Origin of the sequence: Acinetobacter sp. YH16042 (genome assembly GCF_013417245.1) — a bacterium.
Taxonomy (GTDB): domain Bacteria; phylum Pseudomonadota; class Gammaproteobacteria; order Pseudomonadales; family Moraxellaceae; genus Acinetobacter; species Acinetobacter amyesii.
In genome coordinates this window covers 47,399-58,998 of the sequence record NZ_VPEJ01000005.1, presented here as the reverse complement: position 1 = coordinate 58,998, position 11,600 = coordinate 47,399, and the positions used below count along the sequence as shown (strand labels likewise).

Annotated in this window: 12 protein-coding genes and 1 tRNA gene; 6 read left to right on the top strand and 7 right to left on the bottom strand. The window is 40.0% G+C overall.

Annotation, left to right across the window (positions count from 1 at the left end; translation table 11 throughout):
• Positions 1-10 precede the first annotated feature (10 nt).
• The gene (gene carA, locus FTV37_RS05300) at positions 11-1,153 is read right to left on the bottom strand and encodes a glutamine-hydrolyzing carbamoyl-phosphate synthase small subunit (protein ID WP_168378093.1); all 1,143 of its coding nucleotides are present in this window, start codon (positions 1,151-1,153) and stop codon (positions 11-13) included.
• 309 nt (positions 1,154-1,462) lie between these two features.
• Here carA and FTV37_RS05295 point away from each other — a divergent pair, with 309 nt between their 5' ends.
• Positions 1,463-1,948: a hypothetical protein gene (locus FTV37_RS05295; protein WP_180063203.1), complete on the top strand. Its 486-nt coding sequence runs from the start codon at positions 1,463-1,465 to the stop codon at positions 1,946-1,948.
• 239 nt (positions 1,949-2,187) lie between these two features.
• On the opposite strand, the gene FTV37_RS05290 is transcribed toward FTV37_RS05295, so the two are convergent.
• Together FTV37_RS05290 and FTV37_RS05285 are read right to left on the bottom strand one after the other, a co-directional pair.
• Complete coding sequence (locus FTV37_RS05290) at positions 2,188-2,727, bottom strand: DOMON-like domain-containing protein (RefSeq protein WP_111883891.1); 540 nt, start codon at positions 2,725-2,727, stop codon at positions 2,188-2,190.
• Between the two features lie 6 nt (positions 2,728-2,733).
• The gene (locus tag FTV37_RS05285; RefSeq protein WP_078191340.1) at positions 2,734-3,057 is read right to left on the bottom strand and encodes a YhbY family RNA-binding protein; all 324 of its coding nucleotides are present in this window, start codon (positions 3,055-3,057) and stop codon (positions 2,734-2,736) included.
• A gap of 195 nt (positions 3,058-3,252) precedes the next feature.
• On the opposite strand from FTV37_RS05285, the gene rlmE reads away from it, so the two are divergent.
• From rlmE to FTV37_RS05265, 4 genes are all read left to right on the top strand, one after another.
• Positions 3,253-3,903, top strand: a complete 651-nt coding sequence (rlmE, locus tag FTV37_RS05280; RefSeq protein ID WP_078192159.1) for a 23S rRNA (uridine(2552)-2'-O)-methyltransferase RlmE — start codon at positions 3,253-3,255, stop codon at positions 3,901-3,903.
• Positions 3,904-4,039: 136 nt separating this feature from the next.
• Positions 4,040-5,938, top strand: coding sequence for an ATP-dependent zinc metalloprotease FtsH (gene ftsH / locus FTV37_RS05275; protein ID WP_078191443.1), 1,899 nt, complete (start codon positions 4,040-4,042; stop codon positions 5,936-5,938).
• 112 nt (positions 5,939-6,050) lie between these two features.
• Complete coding sequence (folP, locus tag FTV37_RS05270) at positions 6,051-6,905, top strand: dihydropteroate synthase (RefSeq protein WP_218946127.1); 855 nt, start codon at positions 6,051-6,053, stop codon at positions 6,903-6,905.
• Positions 6,906-6,992: 87 nt separating this feature from the next.
• Positions 6,993-7,307, top strand: a complete 315-nt coding sequence (locus tag FTV37_RS05265) for a DUF5713 family protein (RefSeq protein ID WP_180063202.1) — start codon at positions 6,993-6,995, stop codon at positions 7,305-7,307.
• Between the two features lie 61 nt (positions 7,308-7,368).
• On the opposite strand, the gene FTV37_RS05260 is transcribed toward FTV37_RS05265, so the two are convergent.
• The 3 genes from FTV37_RS05260 to FTV37_RS05250 all read right to left on the bottom strand — a co-directional run bounded on the left by FTV37_RS05260 (position 7,369) and on the right by FTV37_RS05250 (position 9,115).
• Positions 7,369-8,037 carry a hypothetical protein gene (locus FTV37_RS05260; protein ID WP_180063201.1) on the bottom strand — a complete coding sequence of 223 codons (669 nt, stop codon included), beginning with the start codon at positions 8,035-8,037 and terminating at the stop codon, positions 7,369-7,371.
• Between the two features lie 88 nt (positions 8,038-8,125).
• Positions 8,126-8,211 (bottom strand) — tRNA-Leu (locus tag FTV37_RS05255).
• 169 nt (positions 8,212-8,380) lie between these two features.
• Positions 8,381-9,115, bottom strand: a complete 735-nt coding sequence (locus tag FTV37_RS05250; protein ID WP_180063200.1) for a hypothetical protein — start codon at positions 9,113-9,115, stop codon at positions 8,381-8,383.
• 195 nt (positions 9,116-9,310) lie between these two features.
• Here FTV37_RS05250 and FTV37_RS05245 point away from each other — a divergent pair, with 195 nt between their 5' ends.
• Positions 9,311-9,817, top strand: a complete 507-nt coding sequence (locus FTV37_RS05245) for a hypothetical protein (protein ID WP_078191335.1) — start codon at positions 9,311-9,313, stop codon at positions 9,815-9,817.
• Between the two features lie 96 nt (positions 9,818-9,913).
• Here FTV37_RS05245 and FTV37_RS05240 read toward each other — a convergent pair whose 3' ends face one another.
• Entirely contained in the window at positions 9,914-11,254 is a 1,341-nt protein-coding gene (locus FTV37_RS05240) for a CitMHS family transporter (protein WP_180063199.1), read from the bottom strand.
• Positions 11,255-11,600 lie beyond the last annotated feature (346 nt).

The window sequence follows — 11,600 nt, the reverse complement described above, 5'->3', positions numbered from 1 at the left end:
GCTTCCTTAATTACTTCTTAGATGCTTCGATAAGTTCGATGAAATGATCGAACAGTGGTGCGCAGTCATGTGGACCAGGGCTTGCTTCTGGGTGACCTTGGAAACTGAACGCAGGTTTGTCTGTACGATGAATCCCTTGTAGGGTTTGGTCGAACAGTGATTTGTGCGTAGCTTTCAAGTTTGCAGGTAATGTTTCTGCATCTACTGCGAAGCCATGGTTTTGCGAAGTAATCATCACAATACCAGTTTCCATGTTTTGAACAGGGTGGTTGGCACCGTGGTGGCCGTGAGGCATTTTCACAGTTTTTGCACCTGATGCAAGTGCAAGAATTTGGTGACCCAAGCAAATACCAAATACTGGTACATTGCGAGCATCTTCTACAATTGTTTTTACAGCTTCAATTGCGTAGTCACATGCAGCTGGATCGCCGGGGCCGTTCGATAAGAACACGCCATCTGGATTCAATGCAAGTACGTCAGCAGCAGGAGTTTGCGCAGGCACGACAGTCAATTTACAACCGCGGTCTGCGAGCATACGTAAGATGTTGGTTTTGACACCGTAATCGTATGCAACAACATGGAATTTAGCTTCAGGCTGAGAGAAACCTTTACCTAATGTCCAAGAACCTTCAGTCCATTCAAAGCCTTCAGGGTCACAGCATTCTTTTGCAAGGTCTAAACCATTTAAACCACCAAAAGCGCGTGCTTTAGCTAAAGCTTCTTCTTCTGTAATGTTTTCGCCAGCAAGGATACAACCATTTTGTGCACCTTTTGCTCGCAGAATACGCGTTAATTTACGTGTATCGATGTCTGCAATAGCAACAACATTGTGTTGTTCAAGGTAATCACCAAGTGATTGCTCAGCACGGAAGTTGCTATGCAATAAAGGTAGGTCACGAATGATCAATCCGTTAGCCCATACTTTATGAATTCGACCTGACTCAGCGTCTTCATCATTACAACCTGTGTTACCGATATGTGGGTAAGTTAGTGTCACAAGTTGTTGTGCATAACTAGGGTCAGTCAAAATTTCTTGATAGCCAGTCATTGCTGTATTAAAAACGACTTCACCAGTCGTACTACCCGATGCGCCAATAGAAGTACCTTTAAAGATAGTTCCGTCGGCAAGGGCTAAAATTGCTGGGGTGCTCAAACCAAAGCTCCTGAAATTTAGGCTGTAAAAAAGCGAGAAGACGAAAAAAAAGGAAGGCTGCTTAAAAACCTACCCTCCTTACATCTGCTCGCTTGAACTTAACACGGCATTATACGCAGAAAGCCACTGAAAGTCCATCGTAAATATCAGGAATAAAGCAGATAAAGCGCTTGCATTTTAGAATAAAGTTTGGTTTTGCAAAATCGTAGAAAAATGTAAGCAATTAATTATTGTCAGACAAATCATAAATTAAAATTTATCAAAAAGCGCTAATGTGGTTCGGTCAGCAAAAACTACAGGTACAAAGTCATGGCAACACAACAAAAACAAACAGCGGCTAAATCCTCCATGAAAGAAGTCGTTATCGAAGGTGCTGAAAAGCTTGAACAAGTTGCAAAAGAAGCGAGTGTTCAAGCCACAGAAGCGGTTACTGAAAGCAAAGAAAAGATCGGAGCAGAGGCAAAGCAGTTGAATGCCAGTGTGCAAGATCAATTGCGTCATTTGAAGCAAGATGTATTGAATAAACTTGATCAGTTAAAAGTTCAGTTTGGTTCATCGCAAAAAGATTTTAGTGAACTCAAAGAGTTTGTGAAAACTGAGTTTAATACGGTTATTGATGATCTTTCAAAACTTGGAAAAGAGCTGAAAGAAGATGTGACCCAAATTTCAGGAAAGCACAAAGATCATTTAACAGAAACATTTAAGCGTTCTAAGGAACATACTTTGGAAGCGTGGAAAAAAGTTTCACCAGTGAAAGCTAAAGTTACGGATCAAACCACAGATCTTAAAAGTTAATTGTGAATGACATGAATTTTAAAGCGCTTAAGCTAAGTCTAGTCATTCCAGGGAGCTGGATTGGGTGAGAGCGAATTAAACTTAAAGTTAACGCTATATATGCATAAGGGAGTCATTAATGGCTCCCTTATTGTGAATAGTACATTTAAGTACAAAGCACTTATTTAAAAATAAGCAGGCAATAAAAAAGCAAAAGATCGTACTTTTGCTTTTTATCGAAGATCAAAACATTAAAAAGTTTAGAACTGATGTAGCCAATCACGTTTGTTGTGAAAGTCAGCATTTGGACTACTATGCTGCATGGCATAGTACTGTTCACCTTGAGGGGTTTTCAGTACAGCAGTTAGACCAATATAGAGATCTTCCCATTTAAGTTTGTACTTCAACATAAATTCTGTCAGATCAAGACTGACATTTAAGCCATAGTGCGTCCGTTTCAACTGATTCAGTTCAATATCGTAAGCAGCTTGTGGCGGCATATCTTCTGGATAGCGATATTCTTCAAACTGGTAAACCTGCCAAGCTTGTGAAGGGGAGAGGTTGATTTCACGATAAAAGTCTTCGTTGCGTACACCAATAAAAACTTCTAAGCAGGTCTGTTCCCACAAAAAATCGATTCGTGGGTGAGATGATACCAATTCTGGCCATTGAATCAGTTGGTTTGGGTCTCGAATCCAATAACCCACATTTAAAGTATATGGGCTTTGTTGTTCGATAGCACCAACGACTGATACAGCCTGAAAGCGACGATCAAAAGCGCTGAGTTCGAAACTTGCCATAAATGCTTAGTTAGACAGATGTGCGTAGCGAACAAGGTTAGACAGTTTTGCATTTTGTTTTGCCGCTTTGCGGTAAATCAAAGCAATCTTACCAATCGTTTGAACAACTTCAGAACCTGAAACAGTCGCAATTTCAGTAATCATTGCAGCACGAGCTTCACGGTCTTCTGCCACAACTTTTACTTTAATTAACTCATGGTCGTTTAACGCACGGTTTAATTCTTCAACAACGCTTTCTGATAAGCCTTTGTCCGCAACCATTACAACTGGGTTTAGGGTGTGACCAATTTGACGTAAGCGTTTACGTTCTTGAATAGATAAAGCCGCCATAAATATAACCTAATTTTAAAAACGACCTAGTATAGCAAAATCAAAGTTGAAGCGCTGTATTTAATCGGCATTTTCTCGATGAAGATTATTGAAAAAAACATGATTTAAGATGCTTTTTAGATACACATGTCTACTGCAAAAGTGCTGAATTTCACGTACAATCAAGACTGAGAAGTTTTTTTTATTTAGAGAGTTATGGCTACCCGCATTACTAACCAGAAATTATCCAAAAGTAGTCGTGACTGGATGCGTGAGCATCTTGATGACCCCTTTGTGAAAAAAGCACAAAAGGAAGGATATCGTGCGCGTGCCGCTTATAAATTGCTTGAAATTCAAGAAAAATACAAATTGATCAAGCCAGGCATGACCGTTGTCGACTTAGGTGCTGCACCAGGTAGTTGGTCGCAAATTGCCGGTAAACTTGTTGGCGACAAAGGTTTGGTAATTGCTTCTGATATTTTACCCATGGATGCTTTACCCGATGTGACCTTCTTGCAAGGTGACTTTCGTGAACAAGAAGTGTTCGATGAATTGTTAAAAATTTTAGATGGACGTACTGTAGACGTTGTAATTTCAGATATGGCCCCCAATACATCAGGTAATAAGGCTGTAGATCAACCGCGTCAGATCTATCTTTGTGAATTAGCAATCGACTTTGCTCAAAAGGTTCTTGGACCAAATGGACAGTTTGTTGTTAAAGTGTTCCAAGGTGTTGGATTTGATGAATACCGTAAGCAAGTTGTAGACACATTTGATGTGCTGAAAACAGCAAAACCGGCGGCTTCACGTGCTCGATCTAAAGAAGTGTTTTTAATCGGGCAGGGACGTAAGAAAGCTTTCAAGTAAAGTTTACTTGCCAACTCGTTAAAAATTGTGCATTTTGTACGTTTTTAAATTATTGCGAAGCTACTCTGCAGCGTAAGTATTAGAGTCACCCATGTAAATGGGATTGAACGAATTAGATAGAAATGGGAATAAAGCTTTGAGCGATCTTTTTAAGAATGCCGTGTTGTGGCTGGTTATCCTAGGCGTGCTGGTTTTAATCTTCAGCAACGTCAGTGACCGCAATCAACCGACCGCGATGAACTATTCTGAGTTCGTGGCAGCCGTAAATGCGGGTCAGATTAAACAAGTCACCATTGATGGCGAAAGAATTCGTGGCGAAAAATCAAACGGTTCTGAGTTTGAAAGTATCCGTCCTGCGGTTCAAGATCCTGAACTTATGCCGAACCTGATCAAGAACAATGTTGTTGTTGAAGGTACAGCGCCACAGCGTCAAAGTATTTTGATGCAACTTCTGATTGCAAGTTTCCCTGTTCTTTTAATCATTCTGTTATTCATGTTCTTTATGCGCAACATGGGTGGTGGAGCTGGTGGTAAGAATGGCCCAATGAGTTTTGGTAAGTCAAAAGCAAAAATGCTGTCTGAAGACCAAATCAAAGTGACATTTACTGATGTTGCGGGCTGTGATGAAGCTAAACAAGAAGTTGTTGAAATCGTTGACTTCCTAAAAGATCCATCTAAGTTCAAGCGACTTGGTGCAAGCATTCCGAAAGGCGTGCTCATGGTTGGTCCTCCGGGTACGGGTAAAACTTTACTTGCTAAAGCGATTGCGGGTGAAGCGAAAGTACCATTCTTTAGTATTTCGGGTTCTGACTTTGTTGAAATGTTCGTGGGTGTGGGGGCGTCTCGTGTCCGTGACATGTTTGAACAAGCAAAGCGTCATGCACCATGTATCATTTTCATCGATGAGATCGATGCCGTTGGTCGTCACCGTGGTTCAGGTACAGGTGGTGGTAATGATGAGCGTGAGCAAACATTAAACCAAATGTTGGTTGAAATGGATGGCTTTGAAGGCAACGAAGGTATTATCGTTATTGCTGCAACAAACCGTGCTGACGTATTGGATAAAGCTTTACTTCGTCCGGGTCGTTTTGACCGTCAAGTGATGGTATCTCTACCGGATATTAAAGGTCGTGAGCAAATCCTGAATGTACATTTGAAAAAATTACCTTCTGTGACTGGTGTAGATGTTAAAGTCTTGGCACGTGGTACACCGGGCTTCTCAGGTGCTCAGTTGGCTAACCTTGTAAACGAAGCAGCACTGTTTGCTGCACGTCGTAACAAGAACACGGTCGATATGCATGACTTTGAAGATGCAAAAGACAAGCTTTACATGGGTCCTGAACGTAAATCGATGGTGATTCGTGAAGAAGAACGTCGTGCGACGGCTTATCATGAAGCAGGTCATGCGATTGTTGCTGAAATCTTGCCGGGTACAGACCCTGTGCATAAAGTGACAATCATGCCACGTGGTTGGGCACTGGGTGTGACTTGGCAGTTGCCTGAACATGACCAAACCAGCCATTACAAAGACAAAATGTTGAATGAACTTTCAATTTTGTTTGGTGGTCGTATTGCAGAAGAAGTCTTCATTAACCAAATGTCGACTGGTGCTTCAAATGACTTTGAACGTGCAACAAAAATGGCACGTGCAATGGTTACTAAATACGGTATGTCCGATAAAATGGGCGTCATGGTTTACGAAGATGACTCACAGCAGTCATTCATGGGTGGTTTAGGAAGTCGTGTGATTTCCGAAGCAACGCAGCTTGAAGTTGACCGTGAAGTTCGCCGTATTTTAGATGAACAATATAAAGTTGCTCGCGACATTCTTGAAAATAACAAGGATATTGCGCATGCCATGGTGAAAGCATTACTTGAATGGGAAACCATTGATCGTGATCAAATCCGTGACATTATGGAAGGTCGTGAACCACAACCACCAAAAGTGTACATCGCTGAAAATCCAGTGATTGATGTAACACCAACGGATGGTCCAGATGTTCCACCACCATTACCGTCATTGCCAAAAGCATAAAAATTTAAAACCACCTTCGGGTGGTTTTTTTATATGAAAATAAATGCATGTGAGCGAAATGCTGAGCAAACTTAGCGTTAAAATAAGCATAGCAAAATCTGGGATGTGTAATATGAAGTTGGTGTCTTTGCCGAATAAAATTTTAAACTGTGGTAATTTGCAATTAGATTTGTCAGAGCCACATGTGATGGGAATTTTAAATGTCACACCGGACTCTTTTAGTGATGGTGGCAAACACAATGGTAAAGACCAAGCTATAGCACATGCCTTACAAATGATTGCGGATGGTGCGACAGTGATTGATGTCGGTGGTGAGTCAACACGTCCAGGCGCATCTGTTGTTGAGGTTGAAGAAGAAATTCGACGGGTCGTACCCGTCGTTGAAGCCTTATCCAAACACAATGTGGTGATTTCTATAGATACCTCACAACCTGAGGTGATTGAGGCAGCGGTTCAGGCAGGTGCGCATATCTGGAATGATGTACGTGCATTAACTCGGCCGAATGCCTTAGAAACCGCTGCAAAACTGGACATTCCAGTGATCATTATGCATATGCGCGGCGAACCCACCACGATGAATAATCTAGATCAGTATCAAGATGTTGTGGCTGATGTCATTGATGAATTAAAGCAACGCGTGCAAAATGCATTGGACGCAGGCGTGCGTGCAGAAAATATTATGATTGATCCGGGTTTTGGTTTTGCTAAAAATGCGCAGCAAAACTTAAAGCTTTTACAGCAATTCTATCAATTGAATGACATGGGCTATCCGATCCTGTCTGCATTATCACGTAAGCGTTTTATCGGTGAAGCACTTGGCGGTGCAGATGCACAAAATCGCGCTGTAGGCTCGGTTGCAGCGCATCTACTCAGCATTCAACAAGGTGCATGTATGGTTCGCGCACATGACGTCAAAGCGACGGTAGATGCGATACGTGTTTGGCAAGCCATGCAGAATGCAGTGTGATTTGAAAATACTGAATCCCAATAAATTTGGTGAATTGTAGTATTTGTGTTATATAAGCGCCCTGAATGTTTTGTGATAGAGTTTCGTATGTTTGCAGATTTACTGCTACCCATGTTTGATGATGAATATTACCCAGATGTGTTGGTTGCAGAGGTGAAGTTATTGGTTGTTCAATTTGCGAAGAAAATTGCAAAAGCAGATTTAAGTTCAACTGATATCTACCATTTTGCCAATGAAACGGTTGCACAGCTCAATAAGATGAAACCTCAATTTGAAGATTTAGATTCGTCTTTGGATGATACGGCTGCAGATTATATTGCAGAAGCCATGATGATGGTGCTGCAAGATGAAGGTCATATGGAAATTGAAATGGAAGAGTTGGTTGCTAACCGAGAATGGTAATTGAACTTTAAATAAAAGCCCTGTAGTGACAGGGCTTTTTTGTGTCTAGGGATTTATAAAATTATTCAGCATTGTCTATAAAATCTTTAAACGATGATTTGATCGCTGCTGATAGTTTTTGTTCTTCTTGCATAGCTTGTAAGTGTAGGGTGTAGAAATACAATTGATGTTCTTTTTGTTTTAAAGATTGTTGATAAGACCAAAATGCCAGTTGGCGAAGCTTTTGTAGTTTTACTCGTTCAATGGCGCTGCTTTCAGGTTTATAAAATAATTCAGTAAATACACATAAAAACAGGCTGAAAAAAAGTCCGCAGAGACTGATGAGGTTTAATACATCTGCTTGTAGATACTTAAAGTTTATAGCGAGGATAAGTGTTAATCCGCCAAGGAGATATAGTTGTATTTGCAGGCGTTGAACTGCGGACTTGCTGCTAAAACGTGCTTGATAATGTGCATACCAAACATAGCAATAGATGCATGGAAGAATAATCAGTAAACCAAGATTAAACGCCATGTTTGGGTCGTGAATTGAAAATGTCGTCGAAAGCATCTGGCCAAGTACAGCGCTGCCAAGAGAGATTAAAAGTATCAGGCAAAAGCTAAAGATTAAAACGGGTGCAGTAGGCGTGAGATTGATAATTTTAAAATGCGCAAACAGCAGCCGTTGATAAAAGGCATCGGGATGCTTAAGTTGTAGTGCAGGGAGATCAAAATCTGAAGGTATTGGCATTGAATAATAATAGATTTATAAATTTTAGGCATAAAAAAACCAGCAAATTGCTGGATGTTTTATTGCACCAATCTTAGAAGTATAAGAATGGTGCCCGAGGCCAGACTCGAACTGGCACGCTTTGTGGGCGGGGGATTTTAAATCCCCTGTGTCTACCGATTTCACCACTCGGGCATGTGCGCAATAATAGAGGACGAAATGGAGCTTGGCAAGTGTATTTGATGGTATTTGTTTTAAAATCAATCAATTCATGCATATAAATTGAAAATATTCAAAAATATTGATGTATTGAAGGACTTTTTAAGCTGTAATTGAAAGTTTATTGCACTTCATTAACGCTGACTTATTTCATTAACTCATCAAGATAATGTTCAACATTTTGGTGTTTTAGCTTTTTACACAGCTGATTTTCCTGATGCAGCATTTGTATGTGTAAATTTTGGAACTGGGTAAAGCGCTCAGATAACTGTTTATGATTTGCCTGATTCGGATTACTGAGCGACAAACGTAATTTTGCTTTAAGCATTTGTTTATACGACCAATATGCAATACGACGTGTCTCTTGCAGAAAATAGTATTCTTGGGTGTTACTTCCACCTTTGAAAAGATTTTCTTTATAAAAACGCACAAAGCCGAAACTCATGGCGAAAAAGAACAATACAGATTGAACAAAGGTGCTTTGTAAAAAGGCGATATTGAGTAATTGTAATAAAATCACGATCGCAAGTCTGAACGGCGTATTTTTCAAACTTTGATACAGGGACATTGAACTGTGCTTGATTTGCTTGATGACTAAGGGCACAACCAGCATGAAAAACAGCATAATACTTAGTACAGCAATACCATGAGCGCGAAACTCACTCATTTCTGGAAAATACAGTTGCACTGCATGTCCAATACTCATGCTCAAAGAAATAAAAATCATCGCCGCCAAAACCCAAGGAATAAGTTCTTTGAGTTCGTCTAAAATGCCTTGAGTTTTCAGTTGGCTATAAAATAAATAATTATGTTTAAAGGCTGCTGGATATTGCTGTTTCAGTTGTTGAAGGTAAAGCGCAGCCTGTTTCTTTTGAGCCATATTGTGACGTTAGTATTAAAGCGTGAAAGTAATATAGTTGATTTCGATATTTTTGACAGAATTTTTTTCTAAATCATGTTGTATATCTGAACATTATAAGAGAAATCACAATTTCTATAGTGAAGGTCGCAGTTTTCATCCTTCTTTTATGCGAAAATACATACTTATTGAATATTAAGTTTTTATAGGCAGTTTATGACTGATCACTCTCCTGAAACATTAAGCGATATCGAAATTCTAGACATTCTTCAGTCGATGAAATCAGATGTTTTAAATACTGAAGCAAATGAAGTGATTCGTAGTGGGGGGAAAGCTGGTCGTCAAGAGGCTCATAAACAAGCTTTGGTGAAATTAAATCAAGCATTTGAAGATAAATTTGTTGAAGCTGTGACTTTGGCTTTAGGCTTAAATGAAGGCCAAAGTAAAAAAATCCGCTACAAAAAAGATCGTATCCGTATTTTGAAAGTTCGTGGTATCGATTATTTAGCGATTGATGGTGCTGAAACTGCACAAGTATTGTCGCAAGTTGCACAAGCGATTGTACGTGAAGACGCAACGGTGACTCATGACCTGCATAACATTTTCCCATTTTGGAAAGAAGGCTGGCCAATGGTGCAATTCGACAATGTTTATAAAATTTTAGAAGATGACATTCGCATACATTATGAAGCAGTTCTAGAAGCATTAATTTCAAAGCATTAACCACTACAAATGAACCTGTGAGTGTAAAGCACTGGCTAGTTCTGTATTGTTAAGCATAAAAAAAGCACCTGATGGTGCTTTTTTATCTTTAACTTTTTAAGTTAAGCTCGAATAAAATGGAAACATTCCAAAGATTAGACCCGCTGCTAACATGACAAAACACGTGATTACAGCCCAGATAATGGTAAATTTCTGATGTTGTCCAAACTCGATCCCCGCAAGTCCACAGAGTAAATAGGTCGAAGGGACAAGCGGTGAGAGTAGATGTACAGGTTGTCCTACGATCGAGGCACGTGCCATTTCTACAGGTGCAATTCCATAATGAGCGGCAGCATCAGAAAGAATTGGCAAAACCCCGAAATAGAAAGCATCATTCGATATAAAGAAAGTCATCGGCATACTGATGACAGCGGTTATCGGTGCTAAATAGGGACCCATACTTTCAGGGATATTCGCCACAAGTTCTTTTGACATGGCTTCTACCATACCTGTTCCGGCTAAAATTCCCGTAAAAATACCTGCAGCAAAAATAATACCGACCACGTTTAAAGCACTACCTGCATGGTGTGCGATTAACTTTTTTTGCAAGTCGACATTTTTGTAGTTGACGACTAGCGCAATACATAAAGCCACCATGAATAAAATAGGCATAGGTAAAATACTGAAAACCAGACAAATCATCAAAATGACGGTTAACAGTGCATTGAACCAACGTAGATCTGCGCGGTTGGCTTCTGGATTATCTGAGATTTGAATGTTTTCACCATGACTGATATCCAATTGGACAATTCCCAGACGCTTTCTTTCCATTCGACCATACATGGTTCCCAAAAAGTACAACCAGCCGATGGCAAATAGCATCGGTATAACCATCGGAACAAAAACATCACTTGGGTCGACATGAAGTGCGCTGGCGGCGCGGGCTGTAGGCCCACCCCATGGCGTAAGGTTCATAATGCCGCTAGAGAGCATAATCAAACATGCCATAATCAATGGGCTCATACCTAAGCGCTTATAGAGTGGCAGCATGGCCGCAACACAGATCATATAGGTTGTAGAACCATCTCCATCCAAAGAGACAATTAACGTCAGGGTAATGGTTCCAAGAACGACTTTTAAGGGATCACCTTTGACCATTTTTAAAATAAATTTCACCGAAGGGTCGAACAAACCTGTATCAATCATGATGGCAAAATACAGAATCGCAAAAAGCAGCATGATGCCAGTCGGTGCAAGTTTTTTTACACCTTCAATCATCATGTCGCCAATTTCATTTATTTGTATGTGTGACAAGCTGTCACAATAAAAACCAAGTAACCACGCAATCAAGGCAAAAAGTAGGGGAATTAAAGTCAGTGCGACAAGTGGGCTTAAGCGTTTCGACATGATCAAATACATAAAACACAAGATCATGCCCAAACCGAGTACGGTTAACATGGTTCATTCCTTTGAAATATAAAGCTGTTTTTAAATCCAAGGGCAGAGCATAAAGAGAAATTTCATCAGTCAAAACAAAGGTGAGAAAATGTGAAATACATCACTATTTTGATGAAAAATAGTCATTAATAATGAAGGTATTAGGGAAGCGGGATTTTTTGATTTATTTTAATTTTTATTCAAAAAAAGTGGTCTGTTTACATATATTCAACATCTGTAGAGAACTGTAAGGGCGTTTAGATCCAGTTTGATCACAATAAGTGCGCTTAAGCAAAAATAGACAGTAGCGTCCGAATCGGCCAACTAAAAAATCGGAACCAAAAAATTAAGGGATTATAAAAAAACA

Excerpts from the sequence above, each read along its gene's own strand:
- FTV37_RS05250 (WP_180063200.1), bottom strand. The coding sequence starts at position 9,115 with ATGGCTCAAAAGAAACAGGCTGCGCTTTACCTTCAACAACTGAAACAG.
- FTV37_RS05285 (WP_078191340.1), bottom strand. The coding sequence starts at position 3,057 with ATGGCGGCTTTATCTATTCAAGAACGTAAACGCTTACGTCAAATTGGT.
- folP (WP_218946127.1), top strand. The coding sequence starts at position 6,051 with ATGAAGTTGGTGTCTTTGCCGAATAAAATTTTAAACTGTGGTAATTTG.
- FTV37_RS05265 (WP_180063202.1), top strand. The coding sequence starts at position 6,993 with ATGTTTGCAGATTTACTGCTACCCATGTTTGATGATGAATATTACCCA.
- FTV37_RS05245 (WP_078191335.1), top strand. The coding sequence starts at position 9,311 with ATGACTGATCACTCTCCTGAAACATTAAGCGATATCGAAATTCTAGAC.
- FTV37_RS05290 (WP_111883891.1), bottom strand. The coding sequence starts at position 2,727 with ATGGCAAGTTTCGAACTCAGCGCTTTTGATCGTCGCTTTCAGGCTGTA.
- FTV37_RS05260 (WP_180063201.1), bottom strand. The coding sequence starts at position 8,037 with ATGCCAATACCTTCAGATTTTGATCTCCCTGCACTACAACTTAAGCAT.
- FTV37_RS05295 (WP_180063203.1), top strand. The coding sequence starts at position 1,463 with ATGGCAACACAACAAAAACAAACAGCGGCTAAATCCTCCATGAAAGAA.
- FTV37_RS05240 (WP_180063199.1), bottom strand. The coding sequence starts at position 11,254 with ATGTTAACCGTACTCGGTTTGGGCATGATCTTGTGTTTTATGTATTTG.
- rlmE (WP_078192159.1), top strand. The coding sequence starts at position 3,253 with ATGGCTACCCGCATTACTAACCAGAAATTATCCAAAAGTAGTCGTGAC.